This is a genomic window from Flavobacterium sp. (assembly GCF_044373165.1).
Classification (GTDB): Bacteria; Bacteroidota; Bacteroidia; order Flavobacteriales; family Flavobacteriaceae; genus Flavobacterium.
In genome coordinates, this window is the sequence record NZ_JBILQL010000009.1 from 26074 (window position 1) to 49808 (window position 23735).

The following is a 23735-nucleotide window of genomic DNA, read 5'->3' on the forward strand; positions in this document are numbered from 1 at the left end:
TGCAGCGTTCATAAACTTATTGTTCGTTATCACGAAAGCTGGAGGGAATAGACCCGTTGAAAGCTTAGCAACCCTTTGCCAAAAGAAGGTGCTACATTCTATCTCGTTACAAGCAACGAGAGCAGATAACCCCGAGAATTCTTCTCACTTTCACGATAACATATAATTTTTTTTAGGAGCGAAAGGCTTGCGCTTTTTTGCAGTCCATATTCCCGCTTTCTGTCTCGTTCCAAAAAACGAGACTGCCAATCGGGGCTAATTAATAATCTTTGTGTATCTCTTGGATTCTCTGTGAATCTCTGTGAAATTTAAAATATATGTCAAAAATACAACAAGCCATCAAAGAAAGAATCCTTGTCCTTGACGGCGCCATGGGCACCATGCTGCAACGCAACAACTTCTCCGAAGAAGACTTTCGAGGCGAGCGTTTCAAAGATTTCCCACATCCGCTAAAAGGCAACAACGATTTGCTTTCCATCACGCAACCTGAAGCGGTAAAGCAGGTTCATCGCCTGTACTTTCAAGCCGGTGCCGATATCGTAGAAACCAACACCTTCTCAGGAACCACCATCGGGATGGCCGATTATCACTTGGAAGATCTGGTTTACGAACTCAACTACCAATCCGCCAAAATAGCCAGAGAAGTCGCCGACGAATTCACCGACAGACCGCGTTTCGTAGCCGGTTCTATCGGACCAACCAACAGAACAGCGTCAATGTCTCCGGATGTAAATGATCCGGGATTTAGAGCCGTAACTTTTGACGATTTGCGCATCGCCTATAAACAACAGGTAGAAGCGCTAATTGATGGTGGTTGCGATGTGCTTTTAGTAGAAACCATCTTCGACACTCTAAACGCGAAAGCAGCATTATTCGCCATCGAAGAAGTAAAAGAAGAGCGCAATTTAGATATTCCGGTTATGGTTTCAGGAACAATTACAGATGCGTCAGGAAGAACACTTTCAGGGCAAACCGTTGAAGCGTTTTTGATTTCCATCGCACATATTCCTTTATTAAGTATCGGATTTAATTGTGCTTTAGGTGCCGACCAATTAAAACCGTATTTAAAAAGATTAGCACACAACACATCGCTAAACATTTCAGCACATCCAAATGCCGGTTTACCCAATGCTTTTGGGCAATACGACCAAACACCAACCGAAATGCAAGCGTTGATTCGTGAATATTTACAAGATAATTTAGTGAATATTATTGGCGGCTGTTGTGGCACCACTCCGGAACACATCAAAGCCATTGCTGAGGTAGCAAAAGAATTTCAACCACGAATTTTAGAAACGATATAATGGCGGAAGCAAAATATTTAAAATTATCCGGTTTAGAACCGCTAATCGTTACGCCTGAAAGTAATTTCATCAACGTAGGCGAACGAACTAATGTAACTGGTTCGCGTAAATTTCTTCGGTTAATTAAAGAAGAAAAATACGAAGAAGCACTCGATATCGCCCGAAACCAAGTGGAAGGCGGTGCCCAAATCATCGACGTCAATATGGATGAAGGCATGCTCGATGGGGTTTACGCCATGACCAAATTCCTAAACCTAATTGCGGCTGAACCCGATATCGCTCGTGTTCCGGTCATGATTGACAGCTCCAAATGGGAAATCATTGAAGCGGGTTTGAAAGTCATTCAAGGGAAAGGTGTCGTGAATTCCATTTCCCTAAAAGAAGGTGCAGCAGCGTTCATCCATCACGCCAAATTGATTAAAAGATACGGCGCAGCAGTAATCGTAATGGCTTTCGATGAAGAAGGTCAAGCCGATAACTATGAAAGACGTATCGAAATCTGCAAACGTTCGTATGACATTTTAGTTAACGAAGTGCATTTCCCGGCAGAAGACATCATCTTCGACCCGAATATTTTCCCTGTCGCAACCGGCATGGAAGAACACAAACTAAATGCTCTAGACTTCTTCAGAGCAACCAAATGGATTCGAGAAAATCTTCCCCATGCCGGCGTTTCCGGTGGAGTGAGCAACGTTTCATTTTCGTTTAGAGGCAATGATAAAGTGCGAGAAGCCATGCATTCGGCGTTTTTATACCACGCCATCAAAAACGGCATGACGATGGGAATAGTAAATCCGGAAATGCTCGAGATTTACGATGAAATCGACCCGATTTTATTGGAGCACGTAGAAGATGTGTTGCTGAACAGAAGAGACGATGCGACTGAAAGATTACTCGATTTAGCCGAAAGTTTCAAAGGCGATTTCAAAGCCAACGAAAAAGCCGTTCAGGAATGGCGAAACGGTTCAGTTCAAGATAGATTAACGCATTCGTTAGTAAAAGGTATTGACGAATTTATAGAAATTGATGTCGAAGAAGCCCGACAATTAGCCGAAAAACCCATTGAAGTGATCGAAGTTAATTTGATGGCCGGAATGAATGTTGTAGGCGATTTATTCGGAAGCGGAAAAATGTTTTTGCCTCAAGTGGTAAAATCAGCGCGCGTGATGAAGAAAGCGGTAGCTTATTTGTTACCTTTTATAGAAGCTTCCAAAGACGGAAAATCTTCCTCAGCCGGAAAAGTCTTAATGGCCACGGTAAAAGGTGATGTACACGACATTGGTAAAAATATAGTAGCGGTAGTTTTAGGTTGCAACAACTTTGAAATTATCGATTTAGGCGTAATGGTGCCACCGGAAAAAATTATTCGGGCAGCGGTTGAATATAACGTAGATATTATTGGGTTGAGCGGATTGATTACGCCATCGTTAGACGAAATGGTGTATTTGGCCAAAGAAATGGACAAACTCAATATCAAAATTCCGGTGATGATTGGCGGTGCCACAACTTCTCGTGCGCATACGGCTGTGAAAATTGCCCCGGAATACAAAGAAACGGTTGTTCACGTAAACGATGCATCGCGTGCAGTAACCGTTGCGAGTAATTTATTGCAAGCGGAAACCAAAGTGGAATATGCCAAAACGGTTCGCGCCGAATATGACAAACTCCGTGAAGGTTATTTGAATAGAAGTAGAGATAAAAATTACCATTCGATTGAAGATGCTCGCAAGAACAAATTGCAATTGGATTGGGATAATTTCAATCCGGTAAAACCCAATTTTATCGGAACCAAAACCATTGAAGTGGAATTGTCGGAACTGGTTGATTTTATCGACTGGACGCCGTTTTTCAGTTCGTGGGAATTGTTCGGAAAATACCCTGCGATTTTGACCGATGCCGTTGTAGGTGAACAAGCCACAGCTTTATTTGCCGATGCCCAAAAAATGCTACACCAAATCGTTTCCGAAAAATGGTTAACCGCCAAAGGAATTCTCGGAATATTCCCTGCGAATACTATTAACGATGATGACATTTTGGTACAACCGACAACCGACAACCGACAACCGACAACTTTTTTAACTTTAAGACAACAATCCCAAAAAACCGCCGGCGCACCCAACATCGCCTTAGCCGATTTCGTGGCGCCAAAAGACAGCGGAAAACAAGATTATATAGGATGTTTTTGTGTAACCACTGGTTTCGGTGTAGACGAAAAAGCCGCCGAATTCGAAAAGCAATTAGACGATTACAACTCCATTTTAGTGAAAGCGCTAGGCGACCGATTGGCCGAAGCTTTTGCAGAATATTTACACTTAAAAGTCCGTAAAGAAATTTGGGGCTACGCTTCGGAGGAATCTTTATCAAACCAGGATTTGATTGACGAAGAATACAAAGGCATTCGTCCGGCGCCGGGTTATCCTGCGTGTCCGGATCATTTGGAGAAACCAACGATTTGGAAACTTTTAAATGTCGAACAAGAAATTGGCGTGAAACTTACGGAAAGCATGGCGATGTGGCCGGCGGCTTCGGTTTCGGGTTATTATTTCGGGAATCCGGAAAGTAAGTATTTCGGGTTAGGGAAAATAAAAGAAGACCAAGTCATTGATTACGCCAAAAGAAGAGGAATTTCAACCGAACTAGCCACGAAATGGCTGTCACCGAATATAGCAGATTAATTTAGTCGTAAAGTCAAAAGTCATAAAGTCTGTAATGGACTTTCGACATTAAGACATTAAGATATTAAGACATAAAAAAAATGAAAGTAACCCAACATATCGAAAACGCCAACGGGAAACCGTTATTCTCTTTTGAGATTTTACCGCCTTTGAAAGGGCAAAACATCCAGTCGATTTTTGACAGTATTGATCCGTTGATGGAATTTAATCCGCCATTTATTGATGTAACGTATCACCGTGAGGAATACGAATACAAAGAATTGCCAAGCGGTTTGTTGCAAAAGAAAGTCGTTAAAAAACGTCCGGGAACGGTTGGGATTTGTGCCGGAATTCAGAACAAATACAATGTCGATGCGATTCCGCACATATTGTGTGGTGGTTTTACCAAAGAAGATACGGAGAACTTGTTGATTGACTTGGATTTCTTGGGTATTGATAACGTTGTGGCACTTCGAGGCGATGCTTTGAAAACCGAAACCTATTTCCATCCCGAGAAAGAAGGCAATGAATATGCGACCGAATTGGTAACGCAAATCAGCAACTTGAACAATGGAATTTACTTGGATGAAGATTTGAAAAATTCGGCCAAGACCAATTTCTGCATAGGTGTTGCGGGTTATCCTGAGAAACATATGGAAGCGCCGAGTTTGGACAGTGATATCCATTTCTTAAAACAAAAAATCAAAAACGGAGCCGATTACATCATCACGCAAATGTTTTTTGACAATAAAAAATTCTTTGATTTTGTGGACAAATGTCGAGCTGCCGGAATCACAGTACCGATTATTCCGGGATTGAAACCGATTGCCACTAAGAAGCAATTGAATTTGATTCCGCACCGCTTTAGTTTAGAGTTGCCCGATGATTTAATTATGGCTGTGGTAAAAGCCAAAGACAATGATGAGGTCAAGCAAATTGGAATTGACTGGTGTACAGCGCAAAGTAAGGAACTCGTAGCTGCCGGCATTCCGGTTTTGCATTACTATTCTATGGGGAAAGCAGAGAACATCAAGGCAATTGCCAAAGAGGTTTTTTAAACAGATTTCACAAAAGACAAATCCTAACTAGCCCCGATTACCTCACTTTACACTAATTTTCAATAGGTGTTCGGTGAATGCTTCGCATTTGACAGTGTTACCGTGTAACACCAAAAGCGGGAACAAGGCCAACAAAAAAGCCCGAACTTTTCGCTTTCAAATTTAAAAATACCGAATGTCCACCGGACATTCTCCTCTTAATATCAAATCCGTTATATTTGTGCGTTTTAAAATTTAGGATGAGAAAAATTTACCTGTTGCTTTGGCTGTGTTCCTTTATTGGTTTTGGACAAAACACCAATGCATTATCCCTAGAAGCTTCTGTTTTGCGAGGCAATGCTTTGCCGCATACGGAGGACATGTACCATTTGGTTAACGGTCATCCGCAAGGTTTTTTGTTAACATTAGTCAACAGAACTGATGGTTCCAAAGAATGGCACCAAGCCTATAATTATCCCGATTACGGAGCTTATTTTTTGTATCAGGACTTTAATAGTCAACCGCTGGGACAAAATTATGCGGTAGGTGCGATGTATAATTTTTACTTTTGGAAAAGGCATTTGCAACTCAAATTGTCGCAAGGAATTGCTTATACTACCAATCCATATGACAAAGTGGAGAATAGCAAAAACAAAGCTTTCGGCAGTAAGTTTATGGGTAATACCAATATTGGCTTGGCTTACGACAATCAAAATTTGTTTAAGAATGTTGGTTTTCATGCCGGAATTTTATTCACCCATTATTCTAATGGAAGAGTGAAGTCACCCAACAGCGGCATCAATACATATGTGCTGAATGTGGGTGTTAATTACGATTTTTCAAATGATTTTGAGCGTAAAACCGACACGACTTCGGTAAAAAAATCCTATAAAGAACCCATACATTACAATTTTGTGGTGCGTAGCGGGATTAATGAAAATCCGATTGTCAATAGCGGGCAGTTTCCGTTTTATCATGTTAGTTTTTATGTGGATAAGCGATTGAACCGTAAATCGGCTTTGCAATTGGGCACCGAGTTGTTTTTGACACAATCTATAAAGGAATATATTAAGTATTATTCGGTAGCCTATCCTAATGAAAACATTAGTCCGGATACTGATTACAAGCGAATCGGAATTTTTGTAGGACATGAGTTGCTCATCAATCGCATTTCCTTAGAAGCGCAAGTTGGGTTTTATGCTTACCAACCTTTTAAAAAAGACATTCCTATATACGATAGGGTTGGGATTAAATATTATATCACCGATAAATTATTCGGCGGCTTTACCATTAAAACCCATTTGTTTTTGGCAGAAGCTTTAGAGTTTGGTATTGGGTACAGATTATAAAGAGTAGAGATGAAAAAAATCAGTTTGTTGCTAGTGGCATTTATGGTGTTGTTGGCTTGTGAAAAGCCGAGCGATTGTATCGAAAGTACGGGTGAAATTATTACCAAAGAAGTGACAGTGCAACCTTTTAAAAGGATAAAAGTCTACCGAGGAATTGAAGTTGTCATCACACAAGGGACAAATTACAAGGTGGAAATTGTAGCCGGCGAGAACTTTATTGATAATGTAGAAGTCATTCAAAATGGCGACCGATTGATTTTTAAAGATGAAGCCAGTTGCAATTGGGTTCGCGCTTACGGCACGACGAAGATTTTAGTAACGACACCTACTTTGGAAGAAGTATATTCGAAAACCGACAGGAATATCAGTTCCAATGGTGTTTTGACATTTCCTTACATCAGTTTTATCGCTATGGATAAAGACGGTGATGGTGAAAGTGGCGCCGGTACCGGAGATTTTTTCATCAATATTGACAATGATTATTTAAATGTTGGAAATAATAATGTTTCGAGATTTTATTTTTCAGGTGAAACTACTACGGCAGACTTCAATTTTTATTTTGGAGATGGCCGAATAGAGGCCGAGAATTTAACAGCTCAAAATATTAAAGTATACCATCGCGGTTCGAACGATATGATTGTAAGGCCAATCCAAAGTATTTTTGGTACCATGAACAGCACCGGAAACATCATATTAAAAAATGTCCCGCCGGTGGTAGATGTAGAAGAATTGTATCAAGGGAATGTGATTTATCCTTGATAGAAAGTGATTAGTGATTGGTAATTAGTAAAGTTCCGCCTCAAACAGACTGTTGCGAAGCCAGCGAATTGCCTTCGGTCTTTATGCCGTTCTTTTCCGGCTTCTTTTCCAAAGTACAATTTCCATACAATCTTTCTGCACAAACTTTTCTTTACAAACTTTTCTTTACAAACTTTTCTGCACAATTAATTTTGTGTAATTTTTTTCAAAGCGAACGTTATCGAAAATTTTCAACGATAACTTTCCATTATTTTTTTTCGGAAAACGTAAATAGAAGTGAAGTAAAAAACGAAAGTTTTAGCGATGGGAAACGAATAATGTATAATGATTATCAACTAGTTTTCAAACTAGTCACTAATTACCAATCACTAGTCACTAATCACTAATTACTAATTACTCTTCTTAGTCTTCTCCCTAAAAATCTGCTCCAAATTTTTGCTTTTCAAACTAATTTGAAGTGTTTTCAATCCGTTAGCTTGAGCAAAGTCGAATAGATTTGGGCGCATGTCTTCATCAGTATTAAAGGTCAGCAACCAAATATTATTAAGGGTGTTTTGGTAAGTTTTGAGGTTGGGTAGTTCGGCCAAAATAGTTTCCGCTACGGCTTTGTCAAATTCTACTTCAATGATTTGCTCTTTTTCTTCCGTAACCAATTTGTCCAATTTCTTATCAGTTACAATTTTGCCGTGGTCAATAATGATGACGCGGTCGCAAATGGCTTCTACTTCTTGCATGATGTGTGTGGACAGAAAAACAGTTTTGTCTTTCCCCACATTTTTAATCACGTTTCTGATTTCGACCAATTGATTCGGGTCAAGACCGGTAGTCGGTTCGTCTAAAATCAACACATCAGGATTGTGCAATAAGGCTGTCGCCAATCCAACACGCTGACGAAAACCTTTAGACAGTTGTCCTATTTTTTTATGACTTTCCGGAGTTAAACCGGTTAATTCTATAACTTCTTCTATACGTGATGGGGCCACTTTGTATACATCGGCATTGAAAGCCAAATATTCGCGAACGTATAAATCCAAGTACAACGGATTGTGTTCGGGCAAATAGCCAACGGATTTTTGCACTAATATTTGCGCTTCGTTAACATCATTTCCATTGACAGTCGCTTTTCCTTCATCGGCATTGATATAAGTGGTCAAAATTTTCATCAAGGTAGATTTTCCGGCGCCGTTCGGACCCAAGAAACCTACAATTTCTCCTTTTTTAATGGAGAATGAAATCTTGTCGAGCGCTTTTTGAGCTCCGTAACTTTTCGAAATATTTTGAACTTCTATCGACATAAACGAACTATTTGCGGCAAAGGTAATAATTAATCAAAGTATAACGAAGATTTACTGCTTTTATGATATTTACTATAACGTTTCCGTAATTTTTTTTGCCATGTCTTGTAAAACTTACACTTTAATTTTTTACATTAGCCAAATACAAAATCAGCAATGAGACAGTTTAACACATTTTTTACCTATTTCTTTTATTTCTTCTTCGGACAGAAAAAGGGATTGGTATTGTGTTATGTGAAAAAGTAAAAAAACTAACAATAATATGAATCCCAACGAAAGTTGGGATTTTTTTTTGGACTTATGGAAACAAAAATAGCGATTCAAGGCATCAAAGGATCTTTTCACCATCAAGTGGCACAGGAGTATTTTGAGCAAATCGATGATTTAGACGAATGCATGTCGTTTGATGGTTTAGTCAAAAGTTTGGTGAACAATCATTCCCAAAAAGGCGTGATGGCTTTGGAGAATTCTATCGCCGGTTCGATTATTCCGAATTATGCCTTAATCGATAGGAACAATTTGCATATTATTGGGGAACATTATCTCGATATTCACATGAACTTAATGGTCTTGAAGGGCCAAAAAATAGAAGACATCAAAGAAGTGCATTCGCATCCGATTGCCCTGTTGCAATGCGCGGTTTTCTTTAACCAATTTCCACACATCAAGTTGGTCGAAAGTGGCGATACGGCTGAAACCGCGCGCCGAATTCAGGAGCAAAAACTCACAGGCATTGGCGCTGTTGCCGCACCGATAGCCGCTACATTATACGATTTGGAAATTCTCGCTGCGGGAATCCACACGATTCAGAGTAACAAAACAAGATTTGTGATTGTCAAAACGACTAATAAAGAATTACCGAAAGAACAAATCAACAAAGCCTCCATCAAATTTGAATTGGATGATACACCGGGGAGTTTGGCCACAATATTGAATGTGATGAACAACTGCAAATTGAACCTAACCAAAATCCAATCGATGCCGATTATCGAAACGCCATTTCAGTATTCGTTTTTTGTGGATGTGATTTTTGAGAAGTACAAGCATTACGAAAAAGCCAAAAATATTTTAGCCCTAATGACCACTCATTTCAAAGTATTGGGTGAATACAAAAAAGGAACACCATGATAACAACCGCCAACCGATTAAACAGTGTACAAGAATATTACTTCTCCAGAAAATTAAGAGAAGTCCGCCAACTCATAGCTGAAGGAAAGCCGGTCATCAATATGGGTATCGGAAGTCCCGATTTGGCGCCCGACAAAACCGTCATTGAAGCGATGGGCCAAGCCATGTATGACGATAAAGCCCACGAATACCAAAGCTACCAAGGCTTACCCGAACTGCGCAAAGGCATGGCCGATTTTTATGCCAATCAGTTTGGAGTGTCTTTGGATTTCAATACCGAGATTTTACCTTTAATGGGTTCTAAAGAAGGTGTTATGCATATTTCACTGGCTTTTTTAAACGAAGGCGATGAAGTATTGATTCCCAATCCGGGGTATCCGACTTATGCTTCGGTAACCGAATTGGTTCAGGCCAAAGCAGTGTCTTATGATTTGGTTGCTGAAAATAATTGGCAACCCGATTTTGAACAATTGGAACAAATGGATTTGGCCAAAGTTAAATTGATGTGGGTTTCCTATCCGCATATGCCAACCGGAGCCAATGGTACAGTTGAATTGTTTGAAAAGCTGATTGCTTTTGGTAAAAAACACCACATTTTAATCGTCAATGACAATCCGTATAGCTTTGTGTTGAATGACCATCCGATTTCTATTTTGCAAATCGAAGGGGCGAAAGACATCGCATTAGAATTGAACTCTTTATCTAAAACCTATAATATGGCCGGTTGGCGTGTCGGTATGGTTTTAGGTAAAGCCTCTTTAATTGATGCCGTTTTGAAAGTCAAGAGCAATATGGACAGCGGCATGTTTTACGGGATTCAAAAAGGCGCAATCGAAGCTTTGAAACTCGGCAAAGATTGGTTTGTCCAACAAAACAAAGTTTACACCAAACGCAGAAATCTATTATTTCAATTGGCTGAAAAGTTGGGTTGTACTTTTGACAAAAACAGCGTTGGTTTATTTGTTTGGGCCAAATTACCACCGGGAATTTCAGCCGAAGCTTTTGTTGATAAAGTTCTAATTGAAAAACACATTTTCATCACACCCGGAATAATTTTCGGCAGCAATGGTGAAGGATACATTCGCTTTTCACTTTGTGTCACCGAAGAAAAAATACAAGAAGCGATAAAAAGAATTACGAATTAGAAATTACGAATTACGAATTACGAATTACGAATTACGAATTACGAATTACGAATTACGAATTGGATTTAATAAATTTACAACAGATAAAAAACTATGAATATTACAGCAGCAAACAGAAAATGGTTAGATGATTTCAACTTGAATCATCCCTTAGTAATAGCAGGACCATGCAGCGCGGAAACCGAAGATCAAGTCTTAAAAATTGCCCATGAATTAAAAGATTCCAAAGTGTCGATTTTTCGAGCCGGAATTTGGAAACCCCGTACGCGTCCGGGCGGATTTGAAGGCGTTGGAGAAATTGGTTTAAAATGGCTCAAAAAGGCCAAAGCAGAAACCGGTTTGCTCATGGCAACCGAAGTCGCTACGGCAGCCCAAGTGAAATTGGCCTTGGAATACGATATTGATGTGTTGTGGATTGGTGCCAGAACTACGGTAAATCCGTTTGCCGTTCAGGAATTGGCGGATGCTTTGCAAAATACCGATAAAATTGTTTTGGTTAAAAATCCGGTGAATCCCGATTTGTCTTTATGGATTGGCGGTTTGGAACGATTGTACAATGCCGGAATCAAAAAACTGGGCGTCATTCACCGAGGGTTTTCGACTTATGAAAAAACCAAATACAGGAATATCCCCGAGTGGCAGATTGCGATTGATTTTCAAAATAGATTCCCGGATATTCCTTTGATTATCGATCCGTCGCACATTACCGGTAACCGCGAGATGATTTTTCAGGTAACCCAAGAAGCATTGGACTTGAATTACGACGGGATGATCATCGAAACCCATATCGATCCGGATAATGCCTGGAGCGATGCAGCCCAGCAAGTCACGCCAACAAGATTAAAACAAATTATTTTCGATTTAACCATTAGAAAAGAAACCGACGATGCAGACGATTACAACAATCGCTTGTCGAGATTTCGCGTAGATATTGATGAGTATGATAGAAAATTGTTGGAAATTTTAGGTAAAAGAATGAAAGTGGCCGACAAAATCGGCGCCTTAAAAAAAGAGAAAAACGTAGCGGTTTTGCAAAACAAACGCTGGAATGAAATCCTCGGAAAAATGATTTTAGACGGAGAGGAAAAAGGCTTGAGCGAAGAGTTTATCCTTAAAATCTTCAAGGCGATTCACCAGGAAAGTATCAGCCATCAAGAGAAAGTCATCAATAATTAAGTTTGTATTAAATTAAAAAGAGAACCTGCCAATATTTTGGCAGGTTTTTTTTGTATCATTGCCGCACAATAAAAACAACCTATTTAATTTAAAACAATCAAAATGAAAAAAGCCTTATTAGGTTTTATCTTTTTTGTTTGCAGTGGCATAAGCTTGAATGCACAAAACAAAATTGATAAAATCAACATGACCTATGGCGAAGAATTGCCTGAGGACAAACAAAAAATTGTAAAGATTATCGGGGAAACTGGTGATAAAATTTACGCTCTCGGATTCAAAGAAAAGGATGATTATTTCCTTAAAATATTTGATTCTAAATCCATGAAATTACTGACTTCCAATGCTATAGTAATTCCACAAATTAGCGACAAAGAGGTGGATTTTGAAGACGTTTTTTTACTCAACAATAAATTGTACGCCATTGGCAGTGTGTACAATAAAAAAGACAAGATTTTTAATTTGATTGGGGCTGAAATTTCAGAGAAAGGCATCATCAGCAAAACTTCCACCACTTTATTCAATTCGGAAGTGGCCAAAAAATCGGAACGCGGCGGTTTTTACTTCAAACAATCTCCCGATGAAGGCGCTTTGTTAATCATGCATACTTCTCGTTTTCCGAAAGAAGACGCGATCAAGTATGAAGTTAAATTGTTCGATGACAAATTGGCAACCCTTTTCAGCAGCGAAGAAAAAGTAAAATTCGATGACAGCAAAAAAGACTATGAATTCACGATTTCTGATTTTGAATTGAATTTTCAAGACGATGTTTTTTTAGTTATTAATGAAAGTTACCGAGATACTAAAAAGAAAGAACAAATCGAAAAGTTTCAAATTCACGCTTTCAAAAGAGCCAACAACTATGTAAAAGAAGTAGTGGATATCAACATCAAAGGCAAAGAAATCATCAACTGTAAGATGTTGTCAACCAATAAAAACACGCTGCAATTGGTTGGGTTTTACTCAAGCGTTCGCGAAAACGGAAAAGCCAACAAAGAGTTGAAAGGCGTTTATAATGCTACGGTTAATTTGATCACTAATGTCAACGACAACCTAAAATTCAACGAATTTGATTATGCCACTAAAGTGAAGTTGTTGGGAGAAAGAAGAGCCAAAAAAGGCAAAGATTTAAAACTGCTTTACAGTATTACAACCTTGATTGAGAAAAACGACGGCGGAATAATCGTATTGTCGGAGTTGCAATTTGTTTTTGTCGGACAAAGTTCCGGAATCGGGCCGTTGGCATTTACACCGGTAACTTATACTAAAAACGAAATCATTGTCACTTGTTTAAAACCCGATGGTTCTTTAGATTGGAGCAATGTTTTGCCGAAAGAACAATCGGCTACGGTAACCACTATGTCGTTTGCTTTTGGCGCAATGGGCGGTAACGGGAATTTTAATGTTGGCATGTCGATGGCGATTCCATTGGCACAAATGGGCAAAGGACCGGAATATTTAGGAGCCATTCCAATTTACAAAGACGGTGTTTTGAACTTGCTTTTTAATGATAATGTCAAAAACAAAGGCATAACCGATATTGAGCAAATCAGATCGTTGGGCAATTATAACAACGCTGTGCCTTCGGTTTTCGTCTTTGACGGCAAAGGGCAAATCACCAGAAAAGATCCGGAAGAAGTGATTAAAAACGAATTGGTTATTCGTCCGGGCGTATATTATCGCAAAAGTCAAAACGAATTTATCGTGTATTCTTCCAGAAGAAAATTAGATAAGTTAGGACGAATGATTTTAGAAGAATAAGAAAAAAGGCTGTGAAAATTTCGCAGCCTTTTGTTTTTAAATAAAAGTAGGATTCATTTTTCTACCTTTGTACTTCTTAAAGTGAAAAATGACAGGACTTGTATACAAATCGACCGGAAGTTCTTATACGGTAAAAACCGAAGACCAACAGGTTTTTGAATGTCGTATTAAAGGAAAGTTCCGCCTCAAAGGCATTAAAAGTACTAACCCGATTGCGGTGGGCGATGTAGTCGATTTTGAGCTGGATAACTCTACCGATGAAACCATTGGTTTGATACATAACATTCACGACCGAAAGAATTACATTGTCAGAAAATCAGTAAATCTTTCTAAACAAACGCATATCATTGCGGCTAATATTGATGTGGTTTTTTTGTTGGTTACCATCAATAATCCGCCAACAACCACCAGTTTTATCGACCGATTCTTAGTCACCGCCGAGGCTTACGGTATCGAAGCCGTTTTGGTTTTTAACAAGATTGATACCTTTGATGCAGCAATGTTAGACGAACAATTATACCTCCAACACATTTACACCGAAATCGGTTACCAATGTTTGCGCGTTTCAGCAGTTAACGGTAAAGGGATTGAAACTTTGAAAGACAGGATGAAAGGAAAAGTCAGTATGTTTTCCGGACATTCGGGAGTGGGAAAATCAACCTTGGTTAATGCTTTAGAGCCGCAATTGAATTTGAGAACCAAACACATTTCGGAACAAAGCATGCAAGGCCAACACACCACCACTTTTGCAGAAATGTACGATTTGACTTTTGGCGCTAAAATTATTGATACACCGGGAATCAAAGGTTTCGGAATTGTAGACATGGAACCTACAGAAATCAGCGACTATTTTCCTGAATTCTTCCGGTTGAAAAGCCAATGTAAATTCAACAATTGCCTGCACAAAGAAGAGCCGCATTGCGCTGTCAAAAAAGCGTTGGAAGAAAACAAAATCGCTTGGTCGCGTTACAACAGCTACTTAAAAATCTTGGAAGGCGATGACGAGCATTACCGTTCGGATTTATACAATGATGACCGAATCGCGAGTGATGAAACCAGAAAATAGTGTTCAGTTAACAGTAGCAGTGTTCCGTAATTTTTAATTGAGATGAAAACAGTAATTCAAAGGGTAACTCAAGCTTCTGTAACCATCGAGGGTGAAAAAGTAGCCGATATTCAACAAGGATTATTGGTATTGGTTGGTTTTGAAGACAGCGATACTCAAGAAGACATTATTTGGTTATCGGCTAAAATCGCCAATCTCCGAATTTTTGCTGATGCCGGCGATGTCATGAATTTATCTTTAAAAGACACCAATGGCGACATGATTATTGTAAGTCAGTTTACATTGCACGCCTTGACCAAAAAAGGCAATCGGCCGTCTTACATAAAAGCCGCAAAACCCGAAGTTTCGATTCCGCTATACGAAAGTTTTATAGCCCAAATGGAAACCGAGTTGGGCAAGAAAGTCCAAACCGGAAAATTTGGAGCCGATATGAAAGTTAATCTCTTAAACGATGGTCCGGTCACTATAATAATCGATACAAAAAATAAAGAATAAATGGATATCAAAAACGCCCAACAAGAAGTAGACACTTGGATTAAAGACCATGGCGTTCGCTATTTTAACGAATTAACCAACATGGCACAACTCACCGAAGAAGTCGGAGAAGTAGCCCGAATCATCGCCCGACGCTACGGAGAACAATCTGAGAAAGAAAGTGATAAAAACAAAGACCTGGGCGAAGAACTCGCCGATGTGGTTTTTGTAGTGCTTTGCTTAGCCAACCAAACCGGAGTAGACCTCCAAGCGGCTTTCGACAAAAAAATGGATTTGAAAACCCAACGCGACCACGATCGCCACCACAACAACGAAAAACTGAAATAACTTGAACTGGATACTGCTAGTCATCGCCGGACTATTTGAAGTTGCCTTCGCTTTCTGTCTCGGTAAAGCCAAAGAAACTTCCGGAACAACAATGTGGTTTTGGTACGCAGGGTTTATGCTTTGCCTAACCATCAGCATGGTACTGTTAGTCAAAGCGACTAAAGAAATCCCCATCGGTACAGCTTATGCAGTATGGACAGGCATTGGAGCCTTAGGCAGTGTCTTAGTAGGGATTTTAATTTTCAAAGAACCGGCCACTTTTTGGCGCGTATTTTTTATTTCAACCTTAATTCTATCCATAGTCGGATTGAAAATTGTTTCCAAATAATGAATTTAAGTCTAAAATCTTCTATAGTTTCTCTACAGTCAACAATCGCAATCACCGGCTCCAAGTCGGAAACCAATCGTTTGTTATTGTTACAAGCCTTATATCCAAATCTCCAATTGGAAAACACCTCCAATTCAGATGATTCTGACGTTATGACAAAAGCGTTGCTTGTCTCCCAACTTCCAACTTCCAACCCCCAACTTATCGACGTCCATCACGCCGGCACCGCCATGCGTTTCCTAACGGCCTACTTCGCCATACAAGAAGGAAATGAAGTCGTCCTAACCGGTTCTGCACGAATGAAAGAACGCCCGATTAAAATTTTAGTCGACGCCCTACAACAATTAGGAGCCGAAATCAGCTATGAAGGTCAGGAAGGTTTTCCACCGCTAAGAATCAAAGGGAAAAAGCTGTCGCAATCCAAAGTTTCCCTTCCTGCCAATGTGAGTAGCCAATACATCTCAGCACTTTTGCTCATTGCTCCAAAATTGCAAAATGGTATCGAACTGACATTAGTAGGCGAAATCACCTCAGTTCCTTACATCAAAATGACTTTGTCTTTACTCAACGCAATCGGAGTAGAAACCTCTTTTCTTAATGATACAATTTCAGTCAAAACCTTATCTCTTATCCCAAATCCCTTATCCCTAAAAGTAGAATCCGATTGGTCTTCCGCATCCTATTGGTATTCCATAATAGCTTTATCCGAAATCGGAACGCAAATCACTTTGTCGAGCTACAAACAAAACAGTTTGCAAGGCGATGCTGTTTTGATCGATATCTATAGATACTTTGGTGTTGAAACTATTTTTAACGGTAATCATTCGGTCACCATAACCAAGAAAAGCGCTCACAACTCCCAACTCCCAACTCTCAACGCCCAACTCAATAGCTGTCCCGACATCGCCCAAACCATAGCGGTTACTTGTTTCGGACTTGGATTACCTTGCCACTTAACGGGTTTGCATACGCTTAAAATAAAGGAGACCGATAGATTAGAAGCGTTGAAAGCCGAACTGACAAAATTGGGTGCTCATGTTACGGTTACCAATGATAGTTTAACTTTGTCACAATCCGAAAACATCAATCCAAACATCAGCATCAAAACTTACCAAGACCATCGCATGGCCATGGCCTTTGCACCTTTAGCGCTAAAAGTGCCGATAGTAATCGAAGAAGCCGAAGTGGTGTCGAAATCATACCCAACTTTTTGGGAAGATTTAAAATCAGTAGGCTTTTCAGTGGTTGAAGAATAAGCCTCTAAAAGCCTCAGAACCTTAGTGCCTCAGCTTCTTAGCACGTCAATTTCAAAAATAAACCTCAAAACACTTGACAACGCCTATCTCACGATAGTATATTTGCAACCGTTTCAAATAAGTTTTTGAACTACTTCAAACTTTTAAACCTTTTTAGATGAAATTATCTCATTTTAACTTTAATCTTCCGGCCGAATTACTTGCGGAATTTCCAACAGAAAACAGAGACGAATCCAGATTAATGGTCGTAAATCGAAAAACCAAAACCATCGAACACAAACTCTTCAAAGATGTAATCGATTATTTCGACGACGGCGATGTGATGATTTTAAACAACACTAAGGTATTCCCGGCACGTATGTACGGTAACAAAGAAAAAACCGGTGCTCGCATCGAAGTGTTTTTGTTGCGTGAATTAAACGCTGAACAACGCCTTTGGGACGTATTGGTAGATCCGGCTCGGAAAATCCGTATCGGAAACAAATTGTATTTTGGCGACGACGATTCCTTAGTAGCTGAGGTAATTGATAATACCACTTCAAGAGGTAGAACTTTACGCTTTCTTTACGACGGTTCATACACCGAATTCAGAAGAAAATTAACCGAATTGGGTGAAACCCCAATCCCAAAATACATCAACCGAGAAGTAACCGAAGAAGATGCCGAGCGTTACCAAACCATCTACGCCAAAGAAGAAGGCGCCGTAGCGGCACCAACTGCCGGTTTGCACTTTTCTAAACACTTGTTGAAACGTCTGGAAATCAAAGGCGTGAACTTTGCCGAAATCACTCTTCACGTAGGTTTGGGGACGTTCAATCCGGTGGAAGTGGAAGACTTGTCTAAACACAAAATGGATTCCGAAGAACTTATCATCAACCAAGAAGCTTGTGATACCGTTAACAGAGCTAAAGAAAACAAACGCAAAATTTGTTGCGTCGGAACCACTTCCATGCGCGCCATCGAAAGTTCTGTTTCCTCTAACAGAACGCTGAATCCTTACACGGGCTGGACCAACAAATTCATTTTTCCGCCTTACGATTTCAGCATCGCCGATTGTATGATTACCAATTTCCATACACCAAAGTCGACCTTGTTAATGATGATTTCCGCCTTCTGTGGTCACGACCTTATGAAAAAAGCCTACGAAGAAGCCATCAAAGAAAACTACCGTTTTTATTCTTACGGCGACGCGATGCTTATAATATAATTTTCAGGAGCGGAAAGGTTCGGGCATTTTTGCCGTCCATTTTCCTGCTCTCCAATACAATAAAAAAATGCTTTCAAACCCTGAAAGCATTTTTTTATTTCCATTACGATCAGGGCTAGATACAAACGCCAACGCAAATAACATTTAGTTTTTAGACTCCGTGTCTCTCTTTCTTTCTCTGTGTATCTCCGTGAAATAATTTTTTTCAATACTTTTACGCCAAACTAAACTACAACCATGACGTTTCAAAATACCCGCGAGTTCGCTAAGCAATTAGATGCCCAAGACGAACTCAATCACTACCGCGACGAATTTATTTTTCCGCAACACAACGGTAAAAATGTGGTCTACTTCACCGGAAATTCCCTGGGTTTACAACCCAAACGCACCAAGCAATACGTGGATGAAGTAATGAGCGATTGGGCCAATCTTGCCGTAGAAGGACATTTCTATGCCGAAAAACCTTGGTGGGATTACCATGAACGTTTCGCTCAACCTTTAAGTCAAATTGTAGGCGCCAAACCTTCGGAAATTACCGTAATGAACACGCTCACCATCAACTTGCATTTGTTAATGGTGTCGTTCTACCAACCTACTGCCACTCGCTATAAAATCATCTGTGAAGAAAAAGCCTTTCCGTCCGACCAATACATGTTCCAAAGTCAGGTCAATTTTCACAGCTATACAACAGAAGACGCTATAATAGAAATCAAACGCAGAGATGGCGAGCACAATATTCGTTTAGAAGATATTATTGCTAAAATCAATGAAGTAGGCGATGAATTGGCTTTGGTCTTAATCGGTGGCGTCAATTATTACACCGGACAAGTCTTCGACATGAAAGCCATCACGGAAGCCGGTCATAAAGTAGGCGCAAAGGTCGGTTTCGATTTGGCCCACGCCGCCGGCAATATCGAGTTACACTTGCACGATTGGAACGTAGATTTTGCCGCTTGGTGCAGTTACAAATACATGAACTCCGGACCCGGAAATGCCTCAGGCTGTTTCGTTCACGAAAAACATCACACGACCAATTTACCGCGCTTTGCGGGTTGGTGGGGACATAATAAGGAACGTCGTTTCAAAATGGAACCGCAATTTGATCCTGTCCACGGCGCTGATGGTTGGCAAGTGAGTAATTTACCTATTTTGTCTTTAGCACCGTATTTGGCTTCAGCCGAAATGTTTGCCGAAGTTGGTATGAAAAAACTAATCCAAAAACGCAACCAATTGACCGCTTATTTAGAATTTATCCTTCACGAAATCGATGCGGAATTAGACGGAGCCGAATTTGAAATCATTACGCCAAGTAACCAAAAAGAACGCGCTTGCCAACTTTCGGTTTTCCTGCACGGACAAGGCCGAAGTTTATTCGATTACTTAATGCAAAACGGCGTCATCACCGATTGGCGCGAACCCAATGTAATTCGCTTAGCGCCGGCGCCATTCTATTGCTCGTATGAAGACATGTATGAATTCGGACAAATTTTAAAACAAGGAATACTCACAATACAAAAATAAACTCAGGCACTAAGCGCCTCAGCAACTCAGTAACTATATGACAAAACAACAAATTATAGCCAATTTCGATCCTTCACAACCCGGTTTAGCGGATGCTACCGTATTTGGGTTGCCGTTTTCGGCCGAACAAAGTGAAATTATAGTAATTCCGGTGCCGTGGGAAGTAACCGTTAGCTACGGAGCCGGTGCTTCTGAAGGACCGGCTGCGGTATTAGACGCTTCCTTTCAAGTCGATTTAAACCACCAAGACTTTCCCGAATTGTGGAAACTTGGGATTTATCTTGACGAAGCGCCTGCGCATTGGAAAAAGAATTCTGAGAAATACAAAGACTTAGCACAACCGATTATCGAGTTATTGGAAAGTGGTGAAGCCGTAGAAAATTATCCTGCGCTCCAAGCCGATTTGGATAAAATCAATAAAGTATGCCGCGAGTTGCATACCGAAGTCAAAGACCGCGTGTTACACTGGATGCAACAAGGCAAAAAAGTGGTGCTTTTGGGTGGAGATCATTCTACGCCACTTGGCTATTACGAAGCTTTGGCATCAATTCACGACCATTTCGGAATCCTGCATTTGGATGCACACATGGATTTAAGAATCGCTTACGAAGGATTTACCTATTCGCACGCTTCTATTATGTACAATGCCTTACAAATTCCGCAAATCAGCAAATTGGTGCAAGTAGGGATTCGCGATTTCTGTGAACAAGAAGTGGAGGTAGTGCAAAAAGCCAACGGTCGTGTGTTAGTGAATACCGACGCCGACTTAAAAAAGGAAACTTTCGAAGGAAAAACTTGGGCACAACAATGCGAAGCCATTATCGCTTCCTTACCGCAAAAAGTTTGCATCAGTTTTGATATTGACGGCATGAATCCGTGGTACTGTCCGAATACCGGTACACCGGTTCCGGGCGGATTTTCGTTTGAACAGGCCACTTATTTGTTCAATAAATTAGCCGAAAGCGGTAAAGAAATCATCGGCTTTGATTTAGTAGAAGTCGCACCCGGCGAAACCGACGATTGGGACGGCAATGTGGGTGCCCGGATGTTATTCCATATGTGCGGTGTCTTAGCCAAAAACAACGGACTCAACGTTGGACAGAAAATCAACTTCCAAAGAAAATAATATTTAACCAACCCTTTCAGTGATGAAGGGGTTTCTTTTTAAATCAAATTTTCCAAACTTCGTACTTCCCACCTCGTACTTCGTACTTCGTACTTCCCAATTCCTTATATTTGAGTATTCAATCCATTTCCTATGAAACGCATTAAGAAAATCCTTCTCCTACTATTGGCCATCGTTGTTTTAGTTGTCATCATCGGCGCTGCCTATTTGCAGTTCACCAAGCCGGATTATGAAGGCGAATACCAACTCCAAAATTTAAAACAAGAAACCACGGTTTTCTATGACGAGTATGGCGTACCACATATTTATGCCAAGAATCAAAAAGATGCGATGACGACTTTAGGTTATGTGCATGCGCAAGACAGGCTTTGGCAAATGGAACTCATGCGCCGGATCGCTCCGGGAAGATTGGCTGAAATTTTTGGTGGTGCCGCTTTAAAAACAGATATGTTTTTTGCGGGTATTGGTATTGATGAAAATTCAGCTAAAGCGGTCGCCCAATTAGACAAAAAATCTCCAACCTATATTTTGGCGCAAGCCTATTTAGACGGCATCAATCAATATATAGATAACGGAACGACTCCGGTAGAAATCCAATTATTAGGAATAAAACAAGAAAAGTTCACCTTAAAAGACGTGTACAATATTTTCGGTTTCATGTCGTTCAGCTTTGCCATGGCGCAAAAAACCGATCCTTTGATGACCGATATCCGCGACCGTTTCGGTGTGGATTATTTAAAAGATTTTGGAATCAACGGCGAATTGGGAACGCAACAATTGCAGTCCTATCAAGGTAAATATAAAGGTTACAGTGAAATTTCCAAATCGGTTGCCGCTTTGTTGGAAAGATCTCCGGTTCCGGCTTTTATCGGCAGTAACAGTTGGGTAATTGGTGCCGAAAAAACCAAAAACGGCAAAGTAATTTTGGCCAACGACCCGCACATCATGTACGCCCAACCCGGAACTTGGTACGAAGCCCATATCGTTTGTCCCGATTATGAAATTTATGGTTATTATATCGCCGGAGCACCGTTTCCGCTTTTGGGTCATAATCGAGACTATGCTTATGGTTTAACCATGTTTGAAAACGACGATGTGGATTTCTTTGCTGAAGAAGAAAATCCTAATAACCCAAAACAATACAAAACGCCGGAAGGGTTTAAAAATTATACCTACCAACAAAAAACAATCAAAGTCAAAGACAGCGCTGAGGTGAAGCTCAATGTAAAAACAAGCCAACACGGACCTATCATTACCGGTTTGTTAGACGGACTGAATACAGAGAATTCCGTAGCGATGCATTGGATTTATACCCAACAAAAAAACCGAATTTTAGAGGCTGTTTATGCTTTGTCCCATGCTAAGAACTTGGAAGGGTTTCAGAAGAGCATCGAATTGATTCATGCTCCGGGTTTGAATATTATGTACGGCGATGCTAAAGATAATATCGCTTGGATTACTTCAGGAAAACTCTATAAATTGCCCAAAAGTGTCAATGCGAATTTTATTATGAACGGTGCCAATGGTATTGACGACCAGAAAGAATGGTTACCGTTTGCTCAAAATCCGCAAGCGATTAATCCGCCGTGGCATTATGTGTACAGTTCCAACAACCAACCTACGCCCATCAACGGCTATTTGTATCCCGGTTATTATTTGCCTAAAGACCGAGCAGTCAGAATCGACGGTTTGTTGAAAGCTAAAAATGATTGGGCGAAAGAAGACGTGTCGAAAATGATAGTCGATAATACTTCGGCAACCGCTGAAACTATAGTAAGTAATATGACCAAACCATTGAATATAAAAGATTTGAAAGCCAATGAAAAAGAAGCACTGACAGTTTTACAATCTTGGAAAGCCAGTCACGACTTAAATGACATTGCGCCAACCATTTACAACAAATGGTTTTATCATTATTTGAAAACCACTTTGGAAGACGAGTTCGGAGAAGAAAACTTTAAGTTGTTACTCAGTACGCACATAGTCAAACAAATGATTGAAAACCAAACGGCCAATCCTGCTTCGCCTTGGTGGGACAACATCAATACCAAAGACAAAAAAGAAACCCAATCAGAAATACTTACCCAATCGTTCAAACAAGCTGTGGCTTCTTTGGAAAGTCAATTAGGCAGCGATGTTTCTCAATGGCAATGGAGCAAAGTGCACCAAGTCACTTTCCAACATCCGATTGGCAAGGTCAAATTGTTCAGCGGCTTTTTTAATGTAGGTCCGTTTCCAATTTCCGGCACTAATGAAGTCATCAATAACCAGTTGTTTATTTATACCGACGATGCGATACTTCCGGTAAAAGGCGGACCGTCAACCCGTCGTATCATCGATTTTTCCGATATCGAAAACAGCATTAGTGTATTGCCAACCGGGCAATCCGGCAATCCGATGAGTAAACATTACAGCGACCAATCGGAACTGTTTATCAACGGCAAATTCAGAAAGATGAAGCTCAATAAAAAAGAAATTGAATCAACTTCAACTAAAGTAGTATTTCAACCTCAAAACTAAAATGCATCGGGATTTTCGATGATTTGAGCCGCGCGTTGTTTGTGTTGGAATAACTCTTCGGGCTTCATTTTTTGCAACAAACTCAACATCATCGCCATGCGTTGGTTGTTTTGGAAATGCGCTTTTTTATCGTCTAAAAAGTGCCAATACAAACTGTTGAAGGGACAGGCATTATCGCCAAACTTGTCTTTTACCTTGTAATGACACGACTCACAGTAATTGCTCATTTTTTGGATGTAACTACCGGAGGAAACGTAAGGTTTTGTGGCCAAAATACCGCCATC

At 40.2% G+C, this 23735-nt stretch carries 19 protein-coding genes, 1 pseudogene and 1 riboswitch; of the genes and pseudogenes, 18 read left to right on the plus strand and 2 right to left on the minus strand.

Features of this window, described 5'->3' with window-relative positions; genetic code table 11:
• Window positions 1–23 precede the first annotated feature (23 nt).
• A riboswitch (SAM riboswitch) is annotated at window positions 24–132 on the plus strand.
• A 185-nt stretch (window positions 133–317) separates the two neighbouring features.
• From ACIQ32_RS02625 to ACIQ32_RS02645, 5 genes are all read left to right on the plus strand, one after another.
• Window positions 318–1304, plus strand: coding sequence for a homocysteine S-methyltransferase family protein (locus ACIQ32_RS02625; RefSeq protein ID WP_396194108.1), 987 nt, complete (start codon window positions 318–320; stop codon window positions 1302–1304).
• Window positions 1304–3979: a methionine synthase gene (gene metH / locus ACIQ32_RS02630; protein ID WP_396194109.1), complete on the plus strand. Its 2676-nt coding sequence runs from the start codon at window positions 1304–1306 to the stop codon at window positions 3977–3979. The genes ACIQ32_RS02625 and metH overlap by 1 nt, the downstream gene beginning before the upstream one ends.
• A gap of 80 nt (window positions 3980–4059) precedes the next feature.
• On the plus strand, window positions 4060–5016 hold the full coding sequence (gene metF / locus ACIQ32_RS02635) for a methylenetetrahydrofolate reductase [NAD(P)H] (protein ID WP_396194110.1): 957 nt from the start codon (window positions 4060–4062) through the stop codon (window positions 5014–5016).
• A gap of 239 nt (window positions 5017–5255) precedes the next feature.
• Window positions 5256–6344 (plus strand): acyloxyacyl hydrolase, encoded by a 1089-nt coding sequence (locus tag ACIQ32_RS02640; RefSeq protein WP_396194112.1) that lies wholly within the window; start codon window positions 5256–5258, stop codon window positions 6342–6344.
• Between the two features lie 9 nt (window positions 6345–6353).
• The gene (locus ACIQ32_RS02645) at window positions 6354–7103 is read left to right on the plus strand and encodes a head GIN domain-containing protein (RefSeq protein WP_396194113.1); all 750 of its coding nucleotides are present in this window, start codon (window positions 6354–6356) and stop codon (window positions 7101–7103) included.
• Window positions 7104–7492: 389 nt separating this feature from the next.
• Here the strand turns inward: ACIQ32_RS02645 and gldA are convergent, their stop codons facing one another.
• Window positions 7493–8398 carry a gliding motility-associated ABC transporter ATP-binding subunit GldA gene (gldA, locus tag ACIQ32_RS02650; RefSeq protein WP_396194114.1) on the minus strand — a complete coding sequence of 302 codons (906 nt, stop codon included), beginning with the start codon at window positions 8396–8398 and terminating at the stop codon, window positions 7493–7495.
• A 300-nt stretch (window positions 8399–8698) separates the two neighbouring features.
• Between gldA and ACIQ32_RS02655 the strand changes: the two genes are divergently transcribed.
• The 13 genes from ACIQ32_RS02655 (at window position 8699) to ACIQ32_RS02715 (ending at window position 23451) form a co-directional block, all read left to right on the plus strand.
• Window positions 8699–9526 (plus strand): prephenate dehydratase, encoded by an 828-nt coding sequence (locus ACIQ32_RS02655; RefSeq protein ID WP_396194115.1) that lies wholly within the window; start codon window positions 8699–8701, stop codon window positions 9524–9526.
• Window positions 9523–10671 (plus strand): pyridoxal phosphate-dependent aminotransferase, encoded by a 1149-nt coding sequence (locus ACIQ32_RS02660; protein ID WP_396194116.1) that lies wholly within the window; start codon window positions 9523–9525, stop codon window positions 10669–10671. Before ACIQ32_RS02655 ends, ACIQ32_RS02660 begins: the two co-directional genes overlap by 4 nt.
• 93 nt (window positions 10672–10764) lie before the next feature.
• Entirely contained in the window at window positions 10765–11847 is a 1083-nt protein-coding gene (locus ACIQ32_RS02665; protein WP_396194118.1) for a chorismate mutase, read from the plus strand.
• A 102-nt stretch (window positions 11848–11949) separates the two neighbouring features.
• A complete protein-coding gene (locus ACIQ32_RS02670) occupies window positions 11950–13605 on the plus strand; it encodes a hypothetical protein (RefSeq protein WP_396194119.1) in 1656 nt (551 codons plus the stop codon).
• 88 nt (window positions 13606–13693) lie between these two features.
• Window positions 13694–14671, plus strand: a complete 978-nt coding sequence (gene rsgA / locus ACIQ32_RS02675; RefSeq protein WP_396194121.1) for a ribosome small subunit-dependent GTPase A — start codon at window positions 13694–13696, stop codon at window positions 14669–14671.
• A 42-nt stretch (window positions 14672–14713) separates the two neighbouring features.
• Window positions 14714–15166, plus strand: a complete 453-nt coding sequence (gene dtd, locus ACIQ32_RS02680) for a D-aminoacyl-tRNA deacylase (protein ID WP_396194122.1) — start codon at window positions 14714–14716, stop codon at window positions 15164–15166.
• Window positions 15167–15493 carry a nucleotide pyrophosphohydrolase gene (locus ACIQ32_RS02685; protein ID WP_396194124.1) on the plus strand — a complete coding sequence of 109 codons (327 nt, stop codon included), beginning with the start codon at window positions 15167–15169 and terminating at the stop codon, window positions 15491–15493.
• 1 nt (window position 15494) lies between these two features.
• Window positions 15495–15821, plus strand: a complete 327-nt coding sequence (locus ACIQ32_RS02690) for a DMT family transporter (RefSeq protein ID WP_396194125.1) — start codon at window positions 15495–15497, stop codon at window positions 15819–15821.
• Window positions 15821–17077, plus strand: coding sequence for a 3-phosphoshikimate 1-carboxyvinyltransferase (aroA, locus tag ACIQ32_RS02695; protein WP_396194126.1), 1257 nt, complete (start codon window positions 15821–15823; stop codon window positions 17075–17077). The genes ACIQ32_RS02690 and aroA overlap by 1 nt, the downstream gene beginning before the upstream one ends.
• Before the next feature lie 157 nt (window positions 17078–17234).
• Window positions 17235–18284, plus strand: a complete 1050-nt coding sequence (queA, locus tag ACIQ32_RS02700; protein ID WP_396194128.1) for a tRNA preQ1(34) S-adenosylmethionine ribosyltransferase-isomerase QueA — start codon at window positions 17235–17237, stop codon at window positions 18282–18284.
• Window positions 18285–18521: 237 nt separating this feature from the next.
• Window positions 18522–19805 (plus strand): kynureninase, encoded by a 1284-nt coding sequence (gene kynU, locus ACIQ32_RS02705; RefSeq protein ID WP_396194129.1) that lies wholly within the window; start codon window positions 18522–18524, stop codon window positions 19803–19805.
• 37 nt (window positions 19806–19842) lie between these two features.
• Complete coding sequence (locus tag ACIQ32_RS02710) at window positions 19843–20931, plus strand: agmatinase family protein (RefSeq protein WP_396194130.1); 1089 nt, start codon at window positions 19843–19845, stop codon at window positions 20929–20931.
• Between the two features lie 132 nt (window positions 20932–21063).
• Window positions 21064–23451 carry a penicillin acylase family protein gene (locus ACIQ32_RS02715; protein ID WP_396194131.1) on the plus strand — a complete coding sequence of 796 codons (2388 nt, stop codon included), beginning with the start codon at window positions 21064–21066 and terminating at the stop codon, window positions 23449–23451.
• Here ACIQ32_RS02715 and ACIQ32_RS02720 read toward each other — a convergent pair.
• Window positions 23448–23735 (minus strand): annotated as a pseudogene (locus ACIQ32_RS02720) (cryptochrome/photolyase family protein); the annotation flags it as partial. The gene ACIQ32_RS02715 and the pseudogene ACIQ32_RS02720 sit on opposite strands and share 4 nt — an antisense overlap.

Bases quoted from the DNA above. Each gene is read 5' to 3' on its own strand.
- ACIQ32_RS02625 (WP_396194108.1), top strand. From the start codon at position 318: ATGTCAAAAATACAACAAGCCATCAAAGAAAGAATCCTTGTCCTTGAC.
- metH (WP_396194109.1), top strand. From the start codon at position 1,304: ATGGCGGAAGCAAAATATTTAAAATTATCCGGTTTAGAACCGCTAATC.
- metF (WP_396194110.1), top strand. From the start codon at position 4,060: ATGAAAGTAACCCAACATATCGAAAACGCCAACGGGAAACCGTTATTC.
- ACIQ32_RS02640 (WP_396194112.1), top strand. From the start codon at position 5,256: ATGAGAAAAATTTACCTGTTGCTTTGGCTGTGTTCCTTTATTGGTTTT.
- ACIQ32_RS02645 (WP_396194113.1), top strand. From the start codon at position 6,354: ATGAAAAAAATCAGTTTGTTGCTAGTGGCATTTATGGTGTTGTTGGCT.
- gldA (WP_396194114.1), bottom strand. From the start codon at position 8,398: ATGTCGATAGAAGTTCAAAATATTTCGAAAAGTTACGGAGCTCAAAAA.
- ACIQ32_RS02655 (WP_396194115.1), top strand. From the start codon at position 8,699: ATGGAAACAAAAATAGCGATTCAAGGCATCAAAGGATCTTTTCACCAT.
- ACIQ32_RS02660 (WP_396194116.1), top strand. From the start codon at position 9,523: ATGATAACAACCGCCAACCGATTAAACAGTGTACAAGAATATTACTTC.
- ACIQ32_RS02665 (WP_396194118.1), top strand. From the start codon at position 10,765: ATGAATATTACAGCAGCAAACAGAAAATGGTTAGATGATTTCAACTTG.
- ACIQ32_RS02670 (WP_396194119.1), top strand. From the start codon at position 11,950: ATGAAAAAAGCCTTATTAGGTTTTATCTTTTTTGTTTGCAGTGGCATA.
- rsgA (WP_396194121.1), top strand. From the start codon at position 13,694: ATGACAGGACTTGTATACAAATCGACCGGAAGTTCTTATACGGTAAAA.
- dtd (WP_396194122.1), top strand. From the start codon at position 14,714: ATGAAAACAGTAATTCAAAGGGTAACTCAAGCTTCTGTAACCATCGAG.
- ACIQ32_RS02685 (WP_396194124.1), top strand. From the start codon at position 15,167: ATGGATATCAAAAACGCCCAACAAGAAGTAGACACTTGGATTAAAGAC.
- aroA (WP_396194126.1), top strand. From the start codon at position 15,821: ATGAATTTAAGTCTAAAATCTTCTATAGTTTCTCTACAGTCAACAATC.
- queA (WP_396194128.1), top strand. From the start codon at position 17,235: ATGAAATTATCTCATTTTAACTTTAATCTTCCGGCCGAATTACTTGCG.
- kynU (WP_396194129.1), top strand. From the start codon at position 18,522: ATGACGTTTCAAAATACCCGCGAGTTCGCTAAGCAATTAGATGCCCAA.
- ACIQ32_RS02710 (WP_396194130.1), top strand. From the start codon at position 19,843: ATGACAAAACAACAAATTATAGCCAATTTCGATCCTTCACAACCCGGT.
- ACIQ32_RS02715 (WP_396194131.1), top strand. From the start codon at position 21,064: ATGAAACGCATTAAGAAAATCCTTCTCCTACTATTGGCCATCGTTGTT.